Source organism: Marinobacter shengliensis, assembly GCF_003007715.1.
GTDB classification, from domain to species: domain Bacteria; phylum Pseudomonadota; class Gammaproteobacteria; order Pseudomonadales; family Oleiphilaceae; genus Marinobacter; species Marinobacter shengliensis.
Genome location: NZ_PXNO01000023.1, coordinates 633,391 through 655,239 on the forward strand (window position 1 = coordinate 633,391; position 21,849 = coordinate 655,239).

Sequence of the window (21,849 nt, forward strand, 5' to 3'; positions counted from 1 at the left end):
GGGTCAGACCCCAAGACATTTGATGGTGCCAAATGTCCGGGGGTCTGACCCCAAAGGTGGGATTAGAAGTTGAAGAAGTCGCCGAACAGGCCTGCGAAGGTTTCCGGCAGTTCGGTCAGGTTGCTTGGGTCGAACAGGCTCGCGAGGTCGCTCAGCGCATCTTCCGGATTGGAGAACAGGTTAATCAGATCGCCAACCAGGGGCAGGCTATCCAGGTCGCCTTGATTGTCGCCCAGAGCCATCAGTTGCTCGATCAAGTCACCAATCACTGGCAGGTCACCGTCGCCGAAGTTTGCCGGGTCCAGCAGGGTGAGGAGGTCACCCAGCAGGGGCAGGTCTTCCGGCTCAAAAGGTGTGTCCATCTCGAACAGATTTTGCAGTCTTTCGATGAACTCATCCGCCAGTCCGAATTCTCCGCCGTCTGGGAAGCCGCCGGCATCCAGCAGGCTAATCAGTTCGCCAATCAGGGGAAGATCCTCAGGGTTGGGCATGCCGCCGCTTCCGCCGTCTTCCGGTGCCAGTGCCAGTGCCAGCAGGGTGTCAAACAGGGCGCCACCCAGGTTAAGAACGCCGTTGGGGCCAACGAAGGTTTCGAAGCCGTCCAGAACGGTGATGGAAGCCAGGCCGCCAAGGTCAACCCTCACCAGGGAGCCCTGCAGCAGGCCAATATCGGCCATTGCCTTGGCATCCTGTTGGTTGGTCAGTTCGCCCAACACCGGGATTTGTGCAACGGCATCCAAAACAGTCAGCAGGCCGTCTTCCAGAGGTTCTGGCAACGGCAGGCCGTTGTCATCCACCAGGCGAAGCTGCAGCAAACCACGGTCGTTCTCTTCGAACAGATCAGCCAGCTCCGGCGGAACCGTGCTTAGATCGCCAGATGCCAGACCCTCAAACAGCCCCAGCAGCAGGTCCGGAACCTGTTCCGGGTTGCCTCCAGTGAAGGCGTCCGCCAGAGCAGTGATCTGGCTTTGGCCCAAGCCCAGATCCAGTGCCAGGGTGCAGTTAACGCCGGGCTCTCCGTTGTTTACCGATTTCGGATCACAAACCGCGACCACCCCCGTCAGGAAGTTCAGAAAATCAACGCCATCCACGTTCGTGGTCGACATTCCACCAAGCTGGGTGCCGCCGTTCAGAATTTCAGACAGGCCCTCAATCAGCGGCAGCTTCAGAATGAGCGCGTTGTCCAGGCTGTTAAGGCCATCCTCCGAATCGCCGAATGCCAGCGGGTCCAGCAGGGTTCCGCCCAGTTCATTCAGGGCCGCGCCCAGCAGCGGGATCTGGTTGATCACGCCTTCATTCAGGGCCAGCACGAGCCCACCGGTTCGGAACACAACCGAATCCGTCGATTCCGCACCATTGCCGGCAAGATCGGTAATGCCGTTGGTGGTAATGACGCGATAGTAGGTTTGCCCAGCCAGGTTCTGATCAGGCGTAAACTCAACGGAGTTGCCAACCACACCAATGGCGCCGGAGACCACGCCTACAACATTGCCGTTATCGTCCAGTTCCTGAACAACAAAGGTCTCCTCATTAACGGTAGTAGGGTCAACCGGCTCACTGAACTCCATGAAAATGCGAGTATCAGGCGACGCCATGGTTTCGCCATTCTGTGGGCTGGAAGCCGCCACGGTCGGGCTGGTGGTGTTTTCTTGAGTAACGTCGCCGGTGGTAAAGCTGGCGGCATTTTTGGTGCCCAGGGTTTTGGCGGTGTCGTTATCCGGGCAATCGGCTTGCAGGCCAGACAAAGCTTCAATGGTGTGCTCGGTATTGGCGCTCAGATTGCCCTGTGGGTTCAGCACCACAGACTTGCCCATCACCCGGGGGCTGCCCTCTTCAAGCGCCACCTGATTGACGCCGTTCAGCAAGCGAACGTGGGCCGCCACACTGGCTGGGTCAATATTGGCGTTAAAGGTGATTCGTACGTTGCTGTTCAGCGCCACATCGCTTGCGCCATCTGCCGGTACGAATTCCGTCACCGCAAAAGTGCTGCTTGAGGATGCGCAGAACTGCGCCTGCTCAGTCTGGTCCCGCGTCGGGTCCTGAGGTACGGAGACTCTCGGATCACCCGGGCCTTCACCACTGCCGCCGCAGCCTGCCAAGGCCAGTGAAGAGGCAATGCCCAATGCTGTCAAAGTGCGTTTTGAAATAGTCATGATCGCGTCCTCTGCTTATTTCTTCATGATTTCGGTGTGCTCGCCGGAGACAACGGCCTCCACTCGGCGGTTCTGTGCACGACCTTCCGGTGTGTCGTTCGAAGCAACGGGTTGGGATTCGCCCATACCCGATGTGGTAATCCGGTTGCGCATAATGCCGAATTCGTTGATCAGCACCTTCATCACCGCATCGGCGCGGCTCTTGGACAGTCGCTGGTTGTAGCTGGCGGAACCGGTGCTGTCGGTGTGGCCTTCCAACAAGATCGTGGAGGTGGGGTATTGCTTCATCACCTTGGCCAGCTTTTCGATGTCCGGGTAGAAGGCTTCGCGTACTTCGGTTTTGTCCAGCTCAAACTCAACGTAAAGGGTTTCGCGAATTTCCCGGGTCAGCTCTTTCGGGCAGCCGTCGGCATCCACCAGGGCGCCTTGCGGGGTGTTCGGGCACTTGTCCAGTTCGTCAATCACGCCGTCGCCGTCGGAGTCTTTGGGCGGTGCAATCACCGGCTCGCGCCGGGGCGCAATCTCAGCACTGGGTGCCGCGGGGAACTTGCGGTTGAACAGGTAGTGAATGCCGGCAAAGTACTGGCCGTCCAAATAGCCGTCTTCCAGCTCGGTACGGGCGCGCACGCCGGCCTCAAACATAAAGCGGGGCGCGAGCATGCGCTGCAGGCCACCTTCCAGGTAGAGGCTGTCTTCGTTCTTGCTGCCACCACCATCAATATCCAGGTTGGTGTTGCTGTAGCCGCCGCCGGCGAACGGGCGCCAGCCACCCAGGCGGAATTTGCCGGGGTGAATGCGGCCACCCAATGAAAAGCGCCACAGTTCAATATCGACATTGTTTACGCGGGTTTCCGGCTCGGCGTAACTGGCCTGGCCGAACAAACTGAAATTGGGGTTGAACTGGTGGGTAATGTTGAGGCCACCCTCCCAGTAATTGGCCAGGTTATCCTCCACCGCGGATTTATTGCGGGAGTTGCCGGAGTCGACATAGCTGCCCTCCAGTCCCAACGTGGTGTAACTGATCGGAAAGTTTTCAGAAGCGGCGGCCAGGCCGGGCGCAAGGGCGGCACCGAACAGTGCAGCCAGAGCCAGAATGCGTCGTTGCATGGATTATCTCCTTGTGATCTCAATGCAAAATCAGTATAAGTTGTATTATGCGATACGCAAACAAAAGATTACACAATTTCACGTTAATTGACACTTTGGCCCGAGCGGCTTGCTTTGCGCAGGGGTAGGGGGCGGCTTAATGGCCTTTTATGCAGTGGTGCAGCAGGGAAGGGGTCAGGCGTTTTCGGGCAAGGAGAAGCGAAGCGTTGTCTGCGGTGGGATCACGGTAATCTGGTCGTCCAGAATGGCGTCCAGGTTATAGATGGTGACGAACTTGGCGGTACCGAAGCGGGTGACGGCGTCATAGGCAATGGCCGTTAACTCCCGATATGGGGCCAGCTCCACCAGTTTGTCCAGCAGGTCCATCCGGTTGGAAGGCTTGCGGGGGAAATCCTCACGGGGAGCGCATTCTGCGTCCAGCCACTGGTTCCATAACCGGTTAACGTCGTCCAGCACTTCCCGGTTGGCCCGCAGGGGCAAGTTGAGGAAGCGGCAAGCGTTGAAGGTAGACAGCTTCTGCTTATTGCTGTCCCAATCGCCAATATCGACTTTGATATCGGCAAAGCAGACGCCCAGGCCTGTCGATGCGCTTTCACGAACGGCAGCGCCGATCAGACTGCCAGGGCCCTTGTTGCCATAGAGGAGGGTAATGCCTTTACGGGGAAGCTGAAAATCCGGCCCCTGAAAATAGTCAGGTTGGCAGATGGTGTATTCTGCAGGTTGCTGTTCGCCCTCGTAGAAGAAGAACGTTTTGGTACCAATGGCAGACACGGTGGCTTTACACTCCGGAAAATCAGCATGATGAAAGCCTGGGTAATGGTCAGCGCACTATTTTCTGCACCTCAGAGCGTTTGCTCAATGTCCATCAGAAGCACCCAGACTGTTCAGCTTCGTATGGTAACATTGAAAAAATATTATACAAAAACGAAAGCGTGCCATTTGTGATTCAGTGTGGATATTATCAATGAGTATTAAAGGATAAAGGCAAAGCATGGCAAGAAGCGAACTCACTCACCCGTCAAAACCGATCAACGGCCAATCCCTGATGAGCCTCAAAGCAGTGCTGGAGAGCTACCTTGGTGGCGGCGAAGTCCGTGATCTTGATCTGGCCATGCTGATGAACGTCCCGTTGAATCGGTTGAGTCAGCTTAAGCGAGCGAAAAGCTCTATCGAAACGGTCGGGCGAGACGTAACGCCCGATGAAACCCTGGGCCTGGCCGATGACGACGACGCGGTGGCCGAACTTCCCGGATTGCGGCCAAGCCAGGCCATTTTGGTGCGGTTGCTGCTGAAACACCCGGAGTGGGTACCCATTCCGTTGCGCCCCTCCCACCCGGAAGTGTTTTCCCTGCTGCAGCCGTTTATGCCGGGGGCGGATGGCAGAACACCCAACAAGGCGGGCTTTGCGCCTTTGTTTGGCCGCTCGTATATTTCTTCCTACAAACTGCTGTCAGAGAGCGCTGACGGCTCCCAAGGGGCCGGTTTGCCCATCATTCGCCTGCAGCGACTGGTGGTGGCAAAGTATGCCCGTGCATTCGCAGACGCACTCGCGGCATTGGCCAGCAAAACCCCAGAAGTGCCCGCTGATGTCCTGGCCACCGCAAAGAACCTGAATGGCTGGGCCCTGCTCCGCGAGCGGGATTCACTAACGGACTGGATGAATGATGAACTGCTGCTGAACTTCGAAAACGACGTGAATCAGCGCTTTCAGGTCTGGTTCAACGATCAATACCTTGGCATTCTGAAAGACGAGGCCGCCTCACGGGATACCAGTCCTGAGCAGGCGATCGAGAAAGGTAAATGGACCAACACCGAAGAGGTGTCTGACCAGAAACTGGCCTCCTATAGCCGCGCCCAACGCCCGATTCTGGGTCGCAGTGACAGCCCCTTCTCATTGTTCCGGGAAAGCTTTGGCCTCACCAGTGCCGAGGCATACTGGGTATTTGGTATTCAGGTAAAAGCCTTCTATCGATTCCGCCAGCGGGCGAACCAGCGTATCGATGCCCCTACCTCTATTCTCCTGCGTTATCTGTTCCGCTACCCGGACGATATCGATCTGTTCATGCCGGTACCGGCCTCTGGTCGTGACATTTTCGATGCCATCCAGCAGGAAGATCCGGACTTCAAGCTGAGCCAGCTGGCGCCTTTGTTCGGGGCATCCAGGGTAATGAGCTATGAATTTGCGGAGCCAGAGGCCGCTTGTCCATTCTTCGCCCGCCGCCTTGCCACCGTTTTCTGGCAGCAAAGGCAGAAAGGGGAACCAATCTACCGGGCCATGCGTGAGTGTGTAGAGGAGGAGGTTATCGCCCGTGGGCTGGACCTCGGGCAGTTCTGGCGGGATGGCCGTTGGCACAAATAGCCTTGAAACTTGGCATTTCGGGCAAATAACTTTACAAACCTTTTCAGTTATAAAGGTGTCAAGTCCGAATAATGCAGTTAGGATGAAATTGTGATCACGGAACTATGATCGAATGCGCCCAGTTATTCTGTACGCATAAACTAGAAGCTGGATTCATTCGGAAAACAAATAAATGCTGTTTTGTTATATAAAGAGGCCTGGTCATGAAAAATTACAATATCTCGAACCTGCTTTCTAAACCGTTCGCCGGTTCTCGTCAGAAGGGTGCTTCCTCGCTGGAGTATCTGATGCTTGGGGCGGTCATTGTCATTATTCTGGGGGTGGTCATCGCAACCGCCGGCGACGAAGGCGGCATTGGCAGTAAAATAGTTGATACTTTCAACTCCCTGCTTGGCAACGCTCAGGATCAAGTAGACGCCAACTGATCAACAACTTGTTTGTGCAGTACAAGTATTGATTTGCACAGGTGCCTTATGACTATAAAAAAAGAAAAAGGCGTTATTGCTCTGGAGTTTCTGCTGGTCTTCCCCATGATTCTTGCAATTATCTATGGGGCGGCGGGATACGGGGTACTCTTCTATAACAAGTACCAGATGCAGGTAGCAGTCGACCGCGCCGCATCAGCCGTATTCTCGCTCGACCGGCGTGAGTACAGCACCTTTTCAGATAACGCCGTAGCCTACAGCAGCGAAGTGCTTGCAGCGCTCAGTGGCCGGTTGCCGGCGGCGGCAGCCGACCACATTGCTACCCGCGAATGCGGTGTGGTTAACCATGGTGGTGTGCAGCTGCTGGAGTGTGTGCTGGTGGCAGATGCGGGTGACTCTTCCTTCATGCCCCAGGTGCGGTTTGCGGGCATTGGTGCGTTTCCTCCCATGCCCAGTCAGCTGACCGCCCGCTCCGCCATTGCGTTTTGACGTGACAAACCTTGCCCCTGCGCGGCAACTCTCATTGCGAACAATAAGGACAGGCTGAATGAGGTCAAAGTTCGTATACGCAGCGCCCTCCCTGGTTCTGGCACTGGCCGCCATCGGCCTTGCCCTCTACGGGCTCATGCAATCTCCTGAAACACCCGTAGCCACCCCGTCAGCGGAACATGCGCCGGCCCAGGCGGTAGAGGAGAAAGAGGCGGCACCGGTTTTCCGCTATCTGGTCGCCATTGAGGACCTGGAAGCCGGCACCGTGCTCGCGCAGGAACAGTTCCAGGAGTTTGAGCTGCCGGCGGCCCTGGAAAACGCACTCCCGCCAGATCAGGCCCCGTTTGGAACGGCCCTCAACAGACCGCTTAAAACGGGCATGCTGCTGTCGCAATCCAGCATTGATTCGGGCACGCCGCTGCAATTGTCCCTGGCCGACGGCGCTCGCGCCATGGCTTTTGAACTGAACGCTCTGTCCAGCGTCGGTGGGCTGATCCAGCCGGGCGACCAGGTGGATATTTACGCGACCTTCAAGGGTTCTGGCGGAACCGATACCGGCACCACCCGCCTGATGCGCAATGTCGAGGTGCTCGCAGTACGCGGTGCCCTGGAACCTGGCAGTGACGCCAGTGACGACGCCCAGCGCCGCAACCAGACCATGGTGCTGTCGGTACCTCAGGCAGAGGTGGCCCGACTTGTCCTCGCTGCTTCGGAATCGCGACTGAGCTTTGTTGCCGCCAGACCAGAGCTGAAAGCCACTGGCGAAGAAGCGCTGGATGACATCGCCGGCAAAGCGGCGGAAGAACAGCAGATCAGCCTGCTTACAGACATCCGCCCCAGTGCCAAACCCAAGCCTGCCCCTGCGCAGCAACCCCGACAGGCGCCTGCCAGAAACCCCGGCCAAGAGGTCAAGATTTACGAAGGTTCCGGCACAAGGAGTGTCTATGTACGCTGATCTCTGTTCCCGCCTGAAGCCAACGGCCAGGGCGTTCGCCACCGCTTTGGGTGCCGCGTTGTTCTTGATTGCTACTCCAGCGATAGCCGATGCCGACCGGGTATCCGTGGCTCCGGGGGAACAGCACGTGCTCACCTTTATGAAACCGCTGGAAAAGCTCTCCGTGTCCAATCCAGACGTGGTGTCTGTCACCGCCACCGGTAAACAGGAGGTGTTGGTCACCGCTGAAGCGCAAGGTTCCGCCATTGTACGAGCCTGGTTGAAAGGTGAAGCGAACCCTCGGCAGACCAACTTCCAGGTGTCCGATGTTCTGGGGTCAAAAAACCCGCTGCCCATGCAGGTGCAAACCGATATTCGCGTGGTGGAAGTGAATCGCTCCGAGCTCAATACCCTGGGCGTTTATTACTCGCGACTGTTCAATGGCGGTAACAACAGCGTCACCATCGCCCCGCCGGGCAGCGGTGCCACCCGGGGCTTCCCCGGTGCTTCCGCAGCCGGTGTTCCGGGCGTGGGCGCCGAAGGCTTCAATCTGTTCAGCTTTGGTTCAAGCTCACTCAGCATCATCAACGCCCTGGAATCCGGCGGTTTTGCCTACACCCTGGCGGAACCCTCGCTGGTCAGCCTCAGTGGCCAGACAGCCACCTTTCTCTCCGGTGGTGAGTTTCCCATTCCGGTGTCCTCCCGGGACGGCGATATCCAGATTGAATTCAAAGAGTTCGGCGTCAGCCTGGCGCTCACACCCACTGTGGTCAATGAAGATCAGATCATCCTGAAAGTGGCGCCGGAAGTCAGTGAACTGGATTTCTCCTCCGGCGTGTCCACGGCCGGTGTTTCAGTGCCCGGCCTGCGTATCCGCCGGACCGAAACCATGGTCTCCATGGCCTCCGGCGAGAGCTTTATCATCAGTGGCCTGGTTAGCCGCTCCACTACCAATACCAGCGACCGACTGCCGGGCCTGGGCAACATCCCCATTCTGGGCGCCTTCTTCCGGTCAGACCGCATCGCCTCCGAAGACAAGGAGCTGATCATGGTGGTCACCCCCAGGCTGGTTAGCCCGCAGCGAAAGCTGCCGGCGGATGTTCGCAACTTCGGTAAAGAGTATGAGTACAGCAGCACCGGCTGGCTGGACATGGTGATTAATAGTCGCAGTGCAGGCGAGCCGATCGAAAGCGGCCTGAGCTGGTAAGGGAAGGGTACCCATGAGCGAATCCATAATCTGCGTAGCCGATGATGTAGGTGCCCGCGTCTGGCTTGAGCGAGTGCTCGAATCCGAGTGGAATCTGGAATGCCTCAGCTCCACGGATCTGTCTCGTGTCAGCCGTCTGGTGCAGGCAACCGGGGCACCGGTGGTGCTGGTGGCCATCGATGAGAACGACGCCAACCGGGCCCTGAAGGTGTTTGCCGCCATTCAGAAAGCCTGCCCGAACTCACAGCTGATTGGGGTTGCCCATCGGCTGTCCCAGGACCTGCTGCTCAGCATCATGCGTGCCGGTGCCCGGGATTGCCTGGTGACCGGCGTGGACGCCGATACCGCCCGCGATCGAATCCGGCGCATAGCCGATTCCGCCGCCCAGGCGCCAACGGCCGCACCCAGTGCCGGCCGGGGCGACATCACCCTGGTGGTGTCTGCGTCCAGCATTGTGGATACCCGCTTCTTCTGCCAGAACTTCGTGGCGGAACTGAACGAATACCAGGCCGGCAAGAGCATCCTGGCCATGGATTCCAACTCCGAGGCCAACCGCACCTTCTATTTCGACAACCTCAGCCGCCTGACCCTGGACGAGCTGATCAGCCGTGGCGACAGCATCGACCGTTCGCTGGTGGAAACCGCCCTGGAGGAATACCGGGACGGCCTGAGGCTCTTGTCTGGCGATATCAGCAGCGAACTGCTCAAAGGAGACGCCGCCGCAGACCTGTACATCACCATCAGCCAGCTGGCCACCCTGTTCGATCATATGGTGATCCGTGTTGACCCCGCCCACACCGGGGAATGGCTCCGGGCCATTGGCGCCAACGTTAATCGCATCATCGTGGTTACCCATCCGGTGGTTGATCAGGTACAGGCGACAGAAACATTACTGCAGGAGATCAAGGAGTGGGTTGCTCCGGAATGTTCCCGTTATATTGCGGTCGACGGGTATCACAGAAGAGCCAGCCTATCGCTTTCCGACATTGAGAAAACACTCGATCAGAAATGCGACCTTGTGCTGCCGATGGAATGGCGCTTCCGCCTGGACGCCATGAATGCCGGGCTGCCAATGGCCAACATGCTGCACAAGAGCACCTACCACAGGAACATGGGGGGCTTCATACGCACCTGCTGTGCAACAGGGGAAACCCGCCGCAAATTCACCTTTAAACGCGCAGCGGTTTAAGAGGGCGGATTATGGCGACCCGTATTGACGACGATTACCAGAACCTGAAAAAGAACGTTCACACCCATGTGGTGGAACGCCTGGACGAAGAGGGTATCGAAGTTGAACGGATAGACGCCCAGCAGCTTCACCGGTTTATCCAGTCCACGGTGGACCAGTACGTGTCCGTCAACCGCATCCCGCTGGCCATGGCCGACCAGACCATGCTGGTGCGGGAAATGGTGGACGAAGTGGTGGGCTTTGGCCCGCTGGAGCCGCTGCTGGCGGATGACCAGGTAAACGACATCCTGATCAACGGCGCCCGCAGTGTGTTCGTGGAAATTGCCGGCGTGCTGCAAAAAGTGCAGGTTCGGTTTATTGATGATGACCACGTGCTGCGCATCATTCGCCGCATTCTGGCCCCCCTCGGGCGCCGGCTGGACGAAAGCAGCCCCATGGTGGATGCCCGCCTGCCGGACGGCTCCCGGGTAAATGCCATCATTCCGCCTATCGCCCTGGATGGGCCGTCCATGTCTATCCGAAAGTTCTCCAGCAAACATCTGACCGCCAACCAGCTGGTCAATATGGGCTCCATGACTCGTGAATGTCTGGACCTGCTGGCGGGTATTGTGGAATCCCGCCGCAACCTGCTGGTCAGCGGCGGTACCGGCACCGGTAAAACCACCATCCTGAACCTGCTCAGCGAATTCATTCCCAAAGACGAGCGCATCGTCACCATTGAGGATTCCGCCGAGCTGCAGCTGAACCATCCGCACATCGTGCGCCTGGAAACCCGCCCGGCCAACACCGAAGGCACCGGCCGCGTCACCGCCCGGGACCTGATCGTCAACGCCCTGCGTATGCGGCCAGACAGGGTGATCGTGGGGGAGGTGCGTTCCGGAGAAATCATCGAGCTGCTGCAAGCCATGAACACCGGCCACGAAGGCTCCATGAGTACCATCCACTCCAATTCCGCCAAAGATGCGCTGATTCGTATTGAAACCCTGCTGGCGGTGAACGGCTACGACGCCGGCGAACGGGCCATCGCCCGGTTGATTGGCTCATCCCTGGATGTGGTGGTTCAGCTCACCCGCCTGCCCAATGGCCGCCGTCTGGTGAGCGAAGTGGTGGCCCTGCGTCCCACCAAAGACGACCCCTACCGCATGGAAACCCTGTACCGCTCCAGCGAACTGGACTGGCTGGCGCCGGAAGATACCGGGGTTGCCCCGTGAATACCCAGCTGATCTGGCTGCTGTGCCTGCTGGCCGGTGTGGCCGCGGTGCTGGTGATCATGCTGCAGCTCACCCTGAGCCGCCTGCTGGCCGCCGATGACATCAAAAAACGCACGGCCCGGCGCCTGGCTCCGGAAGTAAGAGTGGAGCAAAAGCCATCGGTGATTGACCTCGGGCCACTGCAAAGCGTGCTGCTACGGGCGGGTTTTCGGGTATCCGGTGCCAGAATCCTGCTGCAGGCGATCATTCTACTGGCAACACTGTTGGCCGTATTTATCTTGCAGGGGCTTGTCGAAGTGCTGGTATCACTGTTTTTTGTGATCACTGCCCTGGTGACCACCTGGCGGGTAAAATTCGAACGTCAGCGCCGGCAGATTTTTGAGGAGCTGCCGGGTATTCTGGATGGCATGCTACGCTCCATTTCCGTCGGCCGCTCCGTGGAACAAAGCATCGTCAACGCCTTCGGTGATGCCTCCCCGGTGTTCGACCCCATGGTGTTCCGGCTTAAAAACGCCGTCAGCCAGGGCCGGGATTACACACTGGTACTGGACGCCTTTGCCAGCTTCTACCAGATTCCTGCCTTTACCCAGATCGCCATTGCTTTGAGAACTTCCTCCCGCTTTGGTTCTTCGGTTAAACCGGTGCTGTTTGAAGTGGCCAAGGCCATTCGCTCCCAGCAGGAGCTGCGCCGGGAGTTCATGGCTGCCACAGCGGAAACCCGGTTTACCGCCATTGTCTTCGCCATCATGCCGCCGGGCCTGGCGGTGTACATGGTGGTGCTGAACGAACAGTTCTCCGAGAAACTGCTGCACTCGGAGGTGGGGCATACCCTGTTAATGGTGTCTGGCGGCCTGCAACTGTTGGGCATAGTGATGATCTGGAACCTGATCAGGGGGGTAGGCCGTGGCTGATCTTGCCCTGATTCTGGCGGCCGTGCTGGCGGTATTAGCGGTGATTGCCGGTGTTTACGGGGCACCGCGCTGGGCTCTCAAAGCCCGGGTGAGCGCCCGTTTGCGCCGTGAGCGAATTGCCATGGACACCGGGCAGGCGGAATCCCCCTACAGCGAATTTCTGATGTGGCTGGTCGACAGAAAACTCTTCGCATCGGATTTCCGGGAACTGGAACCGGCCCTGGACGCCACCGGCAAAACGCCCCTCCAGGCCCGTCAACATTATCTGTTCTGGTGCTGGTTGGTGCCATTCGGTGTTGCCGCTGCCGCCTTCTGGTGGCTGGAGTTCGTCATGGCCGCCCTGGTACTGCTGGCAGCCTTCTACCTACCCAGGCGCTTTGCCCGCAGTGCCGGTGAAGACGCCGAAAAACTGCAGAACCGCGAAGCCATCGAACTCTGCCACATGACCCGAATGCTGCTGGAGGCCGGCCTGAGCCCAGAGCGCTCCCTGAAGCTGATCTCCCATCAGGCTCGGGATCTCATGCCCCGACTGATTCACCGCATTGACCGGTTCAACCGCGTTATGGAAAGCGGGGCAGACCGCACCGCCGCCCTGGACGAACTGGGCCGAAACCGAAATCTCACCGTGTTGCGCCATTACGTGGCCCTGATGAAACAGTCCGGCACCCTGGGCTCCAAGGTAGCCGGCGGGCTGGACCAGATAGTGGAAGAAGCCCAGCACGAAGAACGCAGCAAACTGAAAGAAGAAACCAACAAGATTGGCGCCCGAATGACCATCATCATGATGATCTTCATGCTGCCGTCTCTGTTCATGTTAATCGGCGGGCCGGCAGTACTGTCGATACTTGATGCATTCCAGCGATAGCGCATAACCGTGACAACAAAAGGTGAACTCTGACCATGCGGGTAGTAAACACATCAGGCAAATGGCAAGGAATGGCAGCGAAGCTGGGCGTTATAGGTTTGGGCCTGGCGCTGGCGGGTTGTTCCTCCATGGCCACCACGGGCACAGGCAGCACCGGGCCAGCCAAAACGAGCGGTTCGCTGGATAACGGGGTTTACCTGATCAACTGCTCCGAGGTGTCGCAGCCAGAGCACCGGGTAGAGTTGGACGCCATCGATGCCGCCATGGAAGACCGCCAATACTATGCAGCACTGGCCAGGCTGGAAGGGCTGTCGTTCGACACCCAGGCCCATTGGCTGCGCTGGGCTCAGCTACTGGGGCAGGTAGACCAGCTGGATTATTCCGAGGAAGTGTTCCGGGCCATCGTGGACGAATGCAATTCCTACCAGGCACTGCATGGCCTGGGTGTGGTACAGGTGAAAAAAGACAACACCCTTGAAGCGATCGATTTGCTGACCAAGGCCAAATTCCAGGCACCGGCCAATGCCGATATCCGTAACGACCTGGGCTACGCCCTGATGCGCGCCGGCCGCTACGACCGCGCGGCGTTTGAATTGCGCACCGCCTACGAGCTGTCGCGGGGCAGGCCATCTACCCGGCAGAACCTGATTGCCGCCTATTACCTGAACGGTGGCGATGCGGCGATCAAGCAGTTGCAGCAGCAGATCGGCCTGACCGAAGAACACATTGCCGCAGGCAAACGTCAGGCGAGCCAATTGGCCGGCCTATCTTTTGAGCAACAATCGGACTCAACGGTTTCCCGGATTCTGGAAGCCCAATCTGAACAGCCTGCCAGGGGCGGTGAGCTGAGCGAACCGGTCGTTATCCAGACCCTGGAAAGACTCAAAGAGTCCTTCCAGCAACCGATACCGCAACGCATAGGTGAGTCTACCCGCGATGAATAAGAGTCGGCAGCAGGGCGTACTGATTTTTGCAACACCGTTGCTACTGGCATTGGTGTTCATCTTCGTGACCCTGCTGATCGACGGCTCCCGACTGCTGATGATGCAGTCTCAAATGCAGTCTATTGTGAACTCCGCCGCCACCGCAGCGGCTGATGAAGCCCAGGCCTGTGGCGGTACAGACGCTACCTGGGCTTCCATGCAGCAACGCGCCCTGCTGGCGGCCGAAGCGTCAGGCTTTGACGGCGAGGCGAGCGATCTGGAAATCCTCCCCGGCGTGCTGCGCCCCGGTGAAACCGCCACCAGCCCCATGCGGTTCGCCAGCCGCAACCCGGGTACGGAAATGGCCCAGACCAACGCCACGCTGGTGCGCTATACCCGCACCGAGCCCGTTTCTTTCCTGCTGCCGCAGAAACTGTTCCCACCCATCACCATTTCCGCCGATGCCGTTGCCCGCAAAGAGGTCTACGCCACCCTGAGTGCCGCCGGTTCAACCGCCACGGTGGAGGATGGTCTGCTGGGTATGCTGATTGGCAGCGTGCTGGGTATGCCCGGTTACAGTCTGGATGCAACGGCGCTGAATAGCCTTGAGAATACCTTGATCGGCCTCGGGGATCTGTTGGCCGCTCTTGGTGTGGACGATCTGACCGATCTGGTCGACGAACCGCTGCTGGATGTTCTGGACGCCGTGGTAACGCTTGCCGGTGGCACCGCGACCCCGGCTGGCCGGGTGGTGGACGACCTGGCGGGCGCCGTTGGCCTTGGCGGCCTGAACGCGTCTGCAATCTTTGAAGTATTGGCAGAGCCCCCACCTCCGCGGCAGACTACTGTTCCTGTCTACGATTTCGTGATCAGCCTGGTAATGAACAGTGTACGTGCGGCCAACCAGGCGGGTAGCGGGTTGCTATCCCTGGATCTGAACGCGTCAGACTCTCCGCTACTGAACAGCCTGGTGGGTTCCGAAAGCCTGCTTGCAGACCTGGACGTGGCACTTGGCCTGTGGGTGGATGAACCACCGAAAATCGTTATCGGGCCGGCCCGGCAAGACAGTAACGGACAATGGATGACCCAGGTAGCGGCAGCGGATATTGCCCTGGATGCGCGAATTGCAGTGGATTTGAGTTCATCGTTGGTCAATACCGTGACCTACTGGCTCAACCTGATGTCACTGGGTTCGTTGGACGTAAAACTTCTGGGCGGCGGCGACGACGCCATCCAGATCCCACTCGCCGTGCGCGTTGGCGGTGGCGAAGCAGTGTTCGAGGGCGCGGAGTGCGCCAAGGGGAACAGCAACACCACCAGCTTTGACTTCCGAATGCAGGGTGGGGTAGCGAACGCCGAATCCGGGGCCATAGACCCGGTAACCCAGCAATTTGTGCCAGAGCCCATCTATGCCCCCATACTGGATGTAGAAGCCAAGTTTCTTGGCCTGGTAACGGTAGTGGATATGGATGTCTGCCTGAGCGCAGAAGCGGATGTCGATATCGGTTCCAGCGCGTCTTACGAAAGTCTGGAAACCTATAACCTGTATTGCCCGGGAGGTGTGTGTGAAACCGCTGGTTTATCGTCCACTGGCGGTATCGATAACGTCGACGTTGCGGTCAATAACCTGTCATTACTCAACTGTGCCGGCTCTGCCTCCAGTGGCGAACAGGACATTCTTGATGAGCTGAGCGATGCGCTTCTGACCCCGTTCACCAACCTGCTCTCCACCGTTCTTGAAGGCGTCGTCACCAGTCTGGTGTCACCACTGCTCTCCGCCCTGGGCGCAGACCTCGGCGGCATGCAACTGCGGGTACTGGGGGCGGAACAAACTGGCTCGCAATTGGTAGAGAATGTAGTCTTTGACGAATAAACCTGTGCAATCAAAGAGCTGTAAAGATGTTTGACGGGACAGCGTTGCCGGAAAGATTACTGCAACCAGAACTGCTGCTGGTTGTTGTGCTGGCCGTTGCGCTTGGTGCCGTCGCGTTGTGGCACCAACACGCCCGCAAGCAAAGCAGACAGCGGGAGCAGGCACTGGCCCGGGCGAATGACGACGCCCAGCGCCGCCTGCGGTCGTCGATGTCTGACACCCGGGCCATGCTGGACCAGGGCTCAGCCGCCATCCTGGTGTTTGACCGCATCACACTCACCCTGTTGTTTGCCAACCGCCAGGCCCTTGATCTGTTTGGCTGTGATTCCGTCGAGGAGCTTTCAGACACCGTGCTTATGCGCCCGGATGCCTGGCAGCCCAGCCCGTACTCGCTACTCGACTTTGAAAGCTGGATCAGCCAGCTCAAGGCCTCCGGGTTTCTGCGCCGGGAATGGTTGTTCAGCACCGCTGCCCGTCAGAACATCTGGATGGACTGCTACATCAGCAACACCGTCTTCGAAGGCCGCCCGGCGCGCACTCTCAGCGCCAACAACATTCACGCCTACAAAATGAACCAGGCAGCGGACAAACTCCGCAATGGCATTCTCACCGGCATCAACAGCAGTGCGCCCATGGAAAACCTGGCCGACAGCCTGTGCAAACTGGCCGAGATTCGCCTGCAAGACACCCGCTGCCTGATCACCCGGTACGACCAACAGCGGGACTCGCTCACGCCGCTGGGCAAGGGGGGCTTGGCCAAGGACTTCCGGGAACAGTTACCCGTTATACCCGCCCGTTACGGCAGCACTTCCATCGGTACCGCCGCCTACACCCGCCACAGAACATTGTGTGAATCGGTTTTGGACGACCACCGTTGGCAGGGTTACACCCGAGTGGTGGCAGATCTCGGCCTGCTGGCGTCCTGGTCTGAGCCGATTGTCAGCCAGCGGGACGAATTGCTGGGCGTTGTTACCGTATTCAGCCATCACCCCCGCAATCCGGATGAACAGCAGTTGGAAGACCTGGCCTCCATTGTCTCGCTCACCGGCCTGGCCATTGAGCGAAAACAGTGGCAGAAAGCAATGGAAGCGGCCGCCGCCAGTGAACGGTTTATCCGGCAACTGGGGGTTGATCTGGTCAACCTGCCCAGTGGCGACGAGTTTGAACCAAAGCTTCGGTACCTGATGCACCGCATTGTCAGCCACTACGAACTCGGTGCCCTGGCATTGTGGGAGCGCTCCGGGGATGACGAAACCTTCGCCTGCCTGGCCACTATTCATCACAACACCCCAGACACCAGCCGCGCTGATAACCCCGGCGCCACCATTCAGCCCATCGCTGGAAAGGTGGTTGCCAACATGCTGGCAGACACCGCGGCAGAATACATCACCCCACAAGATGCCATTTACGATCGCATCCGGTTAGGCGTGGAACCCAAGCCCATACTGCTCACAGCGCTGAATGATGAACAGGGTGAAGACAGCTTTATCGGCTTCCTGACGGTTCAGTCCCGCTACATGTACATCGCCCAGGCCACCATCGACCACCTGCAGGTGATTGGCTCCATGGTGCGCACGGTGTTACTGAACCGTCGGCTGGTGCATTCCCTGGCCAGCGACATGGAAAACGAACAGCGGGAGCGCAAGAAGCTGGAAGTGGAACTGTCGGTGGCCCGCTCCATCCAGATGTCCATGGTGCCCGGGGGCGGGCATTTCCGGGAAACCTATCGCAACTGGACCATCGAAGCCTGGCTGCAACCGGCCCGCGCCGTTGGCGGCGACCTGTACGAATTGATTCGCCTGCCCAGCGGCAAGCTGCTGATTGCCGTGGGCGATGTCTCAGACAAAGGCGCGCCGGCGGCGCTGTTCATGGCCAGAACCGTCAGCCTGCTGAATTTCCTGGCCCGCTCGCTGGATGGTGATCTGGCCGCCATCGCCCGGGCCCTGAACAACGAACTGTGCCGCTCTAACGAAGCCTGTATGTTCGTGACCATGATCATGGGCGTGCTGGAGCTTGGCTCTGGTGAAATCCAATGGCTCAATGCCGGCCACAACGAGCCCATGTTTGTGGATGGCAAAACCAGCCCGAAACTGTGGCCAGGGAACCCTGCCGCGCCTTTCGGCGTCTATGAGGATGTGGACTACGACGTAGAGAGTGCCAGCATCCGGCCAGATCAGAGCATTACCCTGTACAGCGATGGCGTAACCGAAGCGTTTGACAGGGAAGGGCAGGAGTTTGGTGAAGAGCGGTTACTGAACCTGGGGTACCGGGCGTTCAACCAGCCCGAGGGGCTGCTCGGCTACATGCGCGAACAGCTGCTATCCTTTGCCAGTGGTGCACCACAATCCGACGACATAACCTTACTGACAATACAACACCATGGCACTATCCATCCAGTCCACAGAGACGATAGCAAGCATCCTGCAAAAAGTTCGTGATCACTACGGCGAGCATTGCCTGGATAACGACAGGGTGAGTGACTGCTACACCATCATTGATGAATTTCATGCCAATATTAAAGAGCATGTCGCTACAAAAATTGACAGCTGTCAGTGGTTTCTTGAGGTAGTGTGTGATGATGGCAAGGTAAAACTGGAATTTGAATACGCTGGCCCGGGGTTCGACCCAACGCAATCGAGCCCCCCTGGCGAACAGCCTGTGGAGGCCCGCCCCATCGGTGGTTTGGGGTTGGCCATCATGTCGCAACTGAGCGACGAGATGAACTATCGCTACGAGAATGGCACCAATAAGCTCACGGTAGCACTCGACACCACATTGCCCAGGGAAGATGACCCATGCCTTTGACCATTATCGAGCAGTACACCTCGGATGAGGCGTTGAGCTTTGAGCTTCAAGGCTCGCTGGACAGCGACACCGCACCGCAGCTGGACGAACGTCTGGCTGAAGCCATCACCCCAACCACCCGGCTGGTGGCCTTCAACATGGCCGGTGTCAGCTTTATCAGCTCCGCCGGTTTGCGGGTTATCTTCAAAACCCTGAAACTGATGAAAGCCCGAAAGGGGCAGGTAAGTGTCAGCCAGATGAGTAAAGGGGTGAAAAAGGTGTTCGAAATCGTCAAAATCATGCCCGACCTCACCGTGTTTGGTGATCAGGCTGAGATGGACGAATACCTGGAAGCTATTCAACGGCGCGAAGAGTTGTAACACAAGGAGACGCTATGGCTATTGTTCTGGACGGAACAGTCGCAATCCAGAGAGATCAGAGCGGTGATGTCGCCAACGTGATCTGGTTCCTCTACGGCCTGCCGGCTTCCGGCGGTGCGCCCAATAATGCCGTATTCCTGAACGAATCCTTTGGCAAGGCCTCGCCCCAGATGGTCTCGTTCGAGCTGGATGGCGAAGAATACGTGGTCTATGCCGACTGGCAGTCATCTGCGGATGTGCATCAGGGCCATGAAATCAAAGCCTTCTACAAAACCTACGGCTACATCCTGATCTCCTGCCTGCGCGATGACATAGCCTCAGACGAAGGTCTGATACGACGGGAGTGGATTACTCCTGTAAAGTATTATGAGGATTATGTGACAATGGTCAGCGAATTAGCCAAAGTAGGCTAATATACTAAGCTGATAATACAGAAAGGACGTATGTATTTATTGAAAGAATCAACGCAACTCAAATGGTTAATTTGAGACAGTGGAGAACATCATGCGCCAGGAATACCAGAACGCCTACCTAAACGCCGTCCGAGCCATGGCAGAGAACGGAATGACCGTACAGCTACTCAGTGGTCGTGAGCTCAGGGCACGCTCTGGTGAAGCCGAGGCGCAAACGTCTGAACGTTACATGACGCAGGAATTCAGCCGCCAGGTAGCTGCGGTATGCCACGGCTCACTGGCCTTGTCAGACATCAGCGCAGAGCAGTTGATCAAACGCGATCAGGGCGAAACCAAAACCGCCACCACCAGCCAACGCGCCAAAACCACCTCGTAAACCAAATTGGGGTCAGACCCCCGGACATTTCACCTCATCAAATGTCCTGGGGTCTGACCCCAAAAGTTTATTCCCGGTTATCCGCCGTACACTCAGCCGCACCCGGATTGCTTGCGCAGCGGATGTTGGCCATCAGTTTGAGCATGCGCGGGTCGTAGACAGATGGGGCGCGGTTTACGCCATCCCGCATCTCCAGGCGGTTCTCCCGGAACATTTCCTGATAACCCACAATGTCCTCATCGGGGATCTTGATCCATTTTTCATCCGGAATGGCCGCTTCCTGGCTTTTGATCAGGTTCATCACCTGCGGGTACATGTCCCAGGCCGCTTCCCGGGCCTTCTGGGCGGTGTCGCCATCCACCACGCCCTCACGGGCAATCAGTTGTACCGTCAGCTGCGCCAGCGGGTAGTCCACCACGCCGCCGTTGGGCTCAATACCTTTGTACAGTTCCAGGGCCTCATAGGCGAAGGCTGGCGCGTAGGCGGTGTCTACCGAGCCGTTGTTGAACTTACCGGCAAAATTGGTGATGTCGGATGGCACCACGGTGGCCTTCACGTAGTTCACCATGTGGATGGCGTCTTTCTGGTAGTCCAGGGTGGCCATCCGCTTGCCCGCCAGGGCGCCAGCGGTGTTGATGGAGCGGTCATTCACAAACAGGTAACCGGCACCCACCGGAAAAATACCCAGCACCTCGTAGCCATCGCTCTTCATCAAATCTGCTGCCCGGGGCTGAGCCAGGGTAGCCAGCAGGGTTTCCAGGTTGTCGTAGGTGGGCAGGGCACCCACCGCACTGATCGAGCCGGTAAACTTGTTGAATGGCCGGGTGCGCAGGTCTGTGGCGGCCACCGCATCGCATTGGCCGGCGTTGAAATCGCCCACCGCCACGCCTTCATCGGTATAGGGCTTCAGTTGCAGGTTAACCCCCAGAGAACGCATCTCCAGGGCATAATCCTTCATCACGTTGAACACATCGCCGTTGGCACCGATGACATCGAACACGCAAACAGACATGGTGTTGGCCGAGGCCAGCGGGGCGGCACAAGTGAGTGCCAGAGCTCCGATAAACTTACGCATGGTTATTACTCCCGTCAGACATTGTCTTTGTTTTCAGTCAGGGGCGACCTTATAGGAGGTCGTCCAGATCCATTGTTTGTGTTGATCGGTTGGACGATACCGGCGATAGGCTACCAAATGAGTTGGACGGTGTTCGGTAGCCATAGTTGGCGGCCCAGTGTTTATCAGAGGAATGCAGCAACACCCGGTGCGCGACGCTATCCAGCAATCGGTAGGCCGAGGACACCTCCATATCCGATTCCGCATCGGCGGCTGCACGGATTGCTTCTTCCAGCACATCCGGCCGACCAAAGGTTTCCGCTGCCACCACTTCCAATGCACTGGCTACCCGGAAGCCCCGATCAAAACCCAGCTCCCGGCTGTGTTCCAGTACCTGCCATGGGTCTGGGGACATCGGCGGGCGGGTATCCGGCAGCAACAGCCAAACGAGGGCCCGCACCGCATTGGGCACGCCGCCCCACTTGTCATTCTCTACACAGCGCACGGCCCGCTCGGCTTGCGGCGCAATGTTGCGCGGAATGCCTGCCATAGCGCCGGAGTTGGCATCGTTCACAATGGCCTGCATGCCCGTTACCAGGCCCATCAGAAAGGTCAGTTCATCCTGGTCATCAAACAGGAACGGGCATTCAACCGGCTCGGCGCCCGGGTCAAACTTATAGGCGGCCATGGCACGCTCAAACGCCAGCAGGCGGCGGTGGGCAATTTCCGCGTTCAGCCGCTTGACCTGTTCGCGCGCATCCCGCGCTTCGTTCACATTGCCCTCGTGGTCAGCGCGAAGGTACGCGATCTCCGCCTCCATGGCGTTGTATTCAGAACAGTTCGCCGCCAGCAGCATCAGCAAAGAGCCGGTGGTGTCGGGTGGGGAAGTCACGCGGGAGAAGGAATACACCAGCGGGTCCAGTGACAACCCCAGTGCACAGGCCATCTCCGGGTCTTTCATTTCCAGCACATAGGGAGTGGCTTCGCCCTCCGCGTAATTGGAGAGCACAATGCCCGTGGTGGTGTATACCGGGTTGGCCGAGCAGCCGGCCAGGGTAAGGGCGGCGCCGGCAAGCAGAACCGTTTTGCCAGCGGAGAATGCACCCAGCGCCTGGGCGCTACGTTCACGTAAGCGATGGATCAAGGCCTTTGTCATGGGCTGCCTCTTGTTGTAATTGTTGGATGTGTTGGTCTTT

The 21,849-nt window shown here is 58.2% G+C and carries 21 protein-coding genes; 16 read left to right on the top strand and 5 right to left on the bottom strand.

What is annotated here, in order from left to right; all coding sequences use genetic code 11:
* Window positions 1-62: 62 nt before the first annotated feature.
* From C7H10_RS12175 to C7H10_RS12185, 3 genes are all read right to left on the bottom strand, one after another.
* A complete protein-coding gene (locus tag C7H10_RS12175) occupies window positions 63-2,153 on the bottom strand; it encodes an Ig-like domain-containing domain (RefSeq protein ID WP_106695065.1) in 2,091 nt (696 codons plus the stop codon).
* 15 nt (window positions 2,154-2,168) lie between these two features.
* On the bottom strand, window positions 2,169-3,260 hold the full coding sequence (locus C7H10_RS12180) for an OmpA family protein (RefSeq protein ID WP_106695066.1): 1,092 nt from the start codon (window positions 3,258-3,260) through the stop codon (window positions 2,169-2,171).
* Between the two features lie 174 nt (window positions 3,261-3,434).
* The gene (locus tag C7H10_RS12185) at window positions 3,435-4,031 is read right to left on the bottom strand and encodes a hypothetical protein (RefSeq protein ID WP_061331476.1); all 597 of its coding nucleotides are present in this window, start codon (window positions 4,029-4,031) and stop codon (window positions 3,435-3,437) included.
* A 220-nt stretch (window positions 4,032-4,251) separates the two neighbouring features.
* Here C7H10_RS12185 and C7H10_RS12190 point away from each other — a divergent pair, with 220 nt between their 5' ends.
* The 16 genes from C7H10_RS12190 (at window position 4,252) to C7H10_RS12265 (ending at window position 19,599) form a co-directional block, all read left to right on the top strand.
* Window positions 4,252-5,619 (top strand): hypothetical protein, encoded by a 1,368-nt coding sequence (locus C7H10_RS12190; protein ID WP_106695067.1) that lies wholly within the window; start codon window positions 4,252-4,254, stop codon window positions 5,617-5,619.
* 203 nt (window positions 5,620-5,822) lie between these two features.
* A complete protein-coding gene (locus C7H10_RS12195) occupies window positions 5,823-6,044 on the top strand; it encodes a hypothetical protein (RefSeq protein WP_106695068.1) in 222 nt (73 codons plus the stop codon).
* A gap of 48 nt (window positions 6,045-6,092) precedes the next feature.
* Window positions 6,093-6,533 carry a TadE/TadG family type IV pilus assembly protein gene (locus tag C7H10_RS12200; RefSeq protein WP_106695069.1) on the top strand — a complete coding sequence of 147 codons (441 nt, stop codon included), beginning with the start codon at window positions 6,093-6,095 and terminating at the stop codon, window positions 6,531-6,533.
* 58 nt (window positions 6,534-6,591) lie between these two features.
* Window positions 6,592-7,488 carry a Flp pilus assembly protein CpaB gene (gene cpaB / locus C7H10_RS12205; RefSeq protein WP_106695070.1) on the top strand — a complete coding sequence of 299 codons (897 nt, stop codon included), beginning with the start codon at window positions 6,592-6,594 and terminating at the stop codon, window positions 7,486-7,488.
* The gene (locus C7H10_RS12210; RefSeq protein ID WP_106695071.1) at window positions 7,478-8,674 is read left to right on the top strand and encodes a type II and III secretion system protein family protein; all 1,197 of its coding nucleotides are present in this window, start codon (window positions 7,478-7,480) and stop codon (window positions 8,672-8,674) included. Before cpaB ends, C7H10_RS12210 begins: the two co-directional genes overlap by 11 nt.
* Window positions 8,675-8,687: 13 nt before the next feature.
* Window positions 8,688-9,863 (top strand): CpaE/TadZ family protein, encoded by a 1,176-nt coding sequence (locus C7H10_RS12215; RefSeq protein ID WP_106695072.1) that lies wholly within the window; start codon window positions 8,688-8,690, stop codon window positions 9,861-9,863.
* 11 nt (window positions 9,864-9,874) lie between these two features.
* Complete coding sequence (locus C7H10_RS12220) at window positions 9,875-11,074, top strand: TadA family conjugal transfer-associated ATPase (RefSeq protein WP_106695073.1); 1,200 nt, start codon at window positions 9,875-9,877, stop codon at window positions 11,072-11,074.
* Entirely contained in the window at window positions 11,071-11,985 is a 915-nt protein-coding gene (locus tag C7H10_RS12225) for a type II secretion system F family protein (RefSeq protein ID WP_106695074.1), read from the top strand. The genes C7H10_RS12220 and C7H10_RS12225 overlap by 4 nt, the downstream gene beginning before the upstream one ends.
* The gene (locus C7H10_RS12230) at window positions 11,978-12,850 is read left to right on the top strand and encodes a type II secretion system F family protein (RefSeq protein ID WP_106695075.1); all 873 of its coding nucleotides are present in this window, start codon (window positions 11,978-11,980) and stop codon (window positions 12,848-12,850) included. Before C7H10_RS12225 ends, C7H10_RS12230 begins: the two co-directional genes overlap by 8 nt.
* A 71-nt stretch (window positions 12,851-12,921) precedes the next feature.
* Window positions 12,922-13,794, top strand: coding sequence for a tetratricopeptide repeat protein (locus C7H10_RS12235; RefSeq protein ID WP_106695076.1), 873 nt, complete (start codon window positions 12,922-12,924; stop codon window positions 13,792-13,794).
* Window positions 13,787-15,646 carry a pilus assembly protein TadG-related protein gene (locus C7H10_RS12240; RefSeq protein WP_106695077.1) on the top strand — a complete coding sequence of 620 codons (1,860 nt, stop codon included), beginning with the start codon at window positions 13,787-13,789 and terminating at the stop codon, window positions 15,644-15,646. Before C7H10_RS12235 ends, C7H10_RS12240 begins: the two co-directional genes overlap by 8 nt.
* Window positions 15,647-15,672: 26 nt before the next feature.
* Window positions 15,673-18,084 carry a SpoIIE family protein phosphatase gene (locus C7H10_RS12245; RefSeq protein WP_106695078.1) on the top strand — a complete coding sequence of 804 codons (2,412 nt, stop codon included), beginning with the start codon at window positions 15,673-15,675 and terminating at the stop codon, window positions 18,082-18,084.
* Window positions 18,026-18,451, top strand: coding sequence for an ATP-binding protein (locus tag C7H10_RS12250; protein ID WP_106695079.1), 426 nt, complete (start codon window positions 18,026-18,028; stop codon window positions 18,449-18,451). Before C7H10_RS12245 ends, C7H10_RS12250 begins: the two co-directional genes overlap by 59 nt.
* A complete protein-coding gene (locus C7H10_RS12255) occupies window positions 18,442-18,810 on the top strand; it encodes an STAS domain-containing protein (RefSeq protein WP_058089941.1) in 369 nt (122 codons plus the stop codon). The genes C7H10_RS12250 and C7H10_RS12255 overlap by 10 nt, the downstream gene beginning before the upstream one ends.
* A 14-nt stretch (window positions 18,811-18,824) precedes the next feature.
* Entirely contained in the window at window positions 18,825-19,223 is a 399-nt protein-coding gene (locus tag C7H10_RS12260) for a hypothetical protein (RefSeq protein ID WP_106695080.1), read from the top strand.
* A gap of 91 nt (window positions 19,224-19,314) precedes the next feature.
* On the top strand, window positions 19,315-19,599 hold the full coding sequence (locus C7H10_RS12265) for a hypothetical protein (protein ID WP_106695081.1): 285 nt from the start codon (window positions 19,315-19,317) through the stop codon (window positions 19,597-19,599).
* Window positions 19,600-19,666: 67 nt separating this feature from the next.
* On the opposite strand, the gene C7H10_RS12270 is transcribed toward C7H10_RS12265, so the two are convergent.
* Both C7H10_RS12270 and C7H10_RS12275 read right to left on the bottom strand, forming a co-directional pair.
* Window positions 19,667-20,674: a putative solute-binding protein gene (locus C7H10_RS12270; RefSeq protein ID WP_106695082.1), complete on the bottom strand. Its 1,008-nt coding sequence runs from the start codon at window positions 20,672-20,674 to the stop codon at window positions 19,667-19,669.
* 49 nt (window positions 20,675-20,723) lie between these two features.
* Entirely contained in the window at window positions 20,724-21,809 is a 1,086-nt protein-coding gene (locus C7H10_RS12275) for a hypothetical protein (protein WP_244178272.1), read from the bottom strand.
* Window positions 21,810-21,849: the final 40 nt, after the last annotated feature.

Excerpts from the sequence above, each read along its gene's own strand:
- C7H10_RS12175 (WP_106695065.1), bottom strand. The coding sequence starts at position 2,153 with ATGACTATTTCAAAACGCACTTTGACAGCATTGGGCATTGCCTCTTCA.
- C7H10_RS12180 (WP_106695066.1), bottom strand. The coding sequence starts at position 3,260 with ATGCAACGACGCATTCTGGCTCTGGCTGCACTGTTCGGTGCCGCCCTT.
- C7H10_RS12190 (WP_106695067.1), top strand. The coding sequence starts at position 4,252 with ATGGCAAGAAGCGAACTCACTCACCCGTCAAAACCGATCAACGGCCAA.
- C7H10_RS12195 (WP_106695068.1), top strand. The coding sequence starts at position 5,823 with ATGAAAAATTACAATATCTCGAACCTGCTTTCTAAACCGTTCGCCGGT.
- C7H10_RS12200 (WP_106695069.1), top strand. The coding sequence starts at position 6,093 with ATGACTATAAAAAAAGAAAAAGGCGTTATTGCTCTGGAGTTTCTGCTG.
- cpaB (WP_106695070.1), top strand. The coding sequence starts at position 6,592 with ATGAGGTCAAAGTTCGTATACGCAGCGCCCTCCCTGGTTCTGGCACTG.
- C7H10_RS12210 (WP_106695071.1), top strand. The coding sequence starts at position 7,478 with ATGTACGCTGATCTCTGTTCCCGCCTGAAGCCAACGGCCAGGGCGTTC.
- C7H10_RS12215 (WP_106695072.1), top strand. The coding sequence starts at position 8,688 with ATGAGCGAATCCATAATCTGCGTAGCCGATGATGTAGGTGCCCGCGTC.
- C7H10_RS12220 (WP_106695073.1), top strand. The coding sequence starts at position 9,875 with ATGGCGACCCGTATTGACGACGATTACCAGAACCTGAAAAAGAACGTT.
- C7H10_RS12235 (WP_106695076.1), top strand. The coding sequence starts at position 12,922 with ATGGCAGCGAAGCTGGGCGTTATAGGTTTGGGCCTGGCGCTGGCGGGT.
- C7H10_RS12240 (WP_106695077.1), top strand. The coding sequence starts at position 13,787 with ATGAATAAGAGTCGGCAGCAGGGCGTACTGATTTTTGCAACACCGTTG.
- C7H10_RS12245 (WP_106695078.1), top strand. The coding sequence starts at position 15,673 with ATGTTTGACGGGACAGCGTTGCCGGAAAGATTACTGCAACCAGAACTG.
- C7H10_RS12250 (WP_106695079.1), top strand. The coding sequence starts at position 18,026 with ATGGCACTATCCATCCAGTCCACAGAGACGATAGCAAGCATCCTGCAA.
- C7H10_RS12255 (WP_058089941.1), top strand. The coding sequence starts at position 18,442 with ATGCCTTTGACCATTATCGAGCAGTACACCTCGGATGAGGCGTTGAGC.
- C7H10_RS12260 (WP_106695080.1), top strand. The coding sequence starts at position 18,825 with ATGGCTATTGTTCTGGACGGAACAGTCGCAATCCAGAGAGATCAGAGC.
- C7H10_RS12265 (WP_106695081.1), top strand. The coding sequence starts at position 19,315 with ATGCGCCAGGAATACCAGAACGCCTACCTAAACGCCGTCCGAGCCATG.
- C7H10_RS12270 (WP_106695082.1), bottom strand. The coding sequence starts at position 20,674 with ATGCGTAAGTTTATCGGAGCTCTGGCACTCACTTGTGCCGCCCCGCTG.
- C7H10_RS12275 (WP_244178272.1), bottom strand. The coding sequence starts at position 21,809 with ATGACAAAGGCCTTGATCCATCGCTTACGTGAACGTAGCGCCCAGGCG.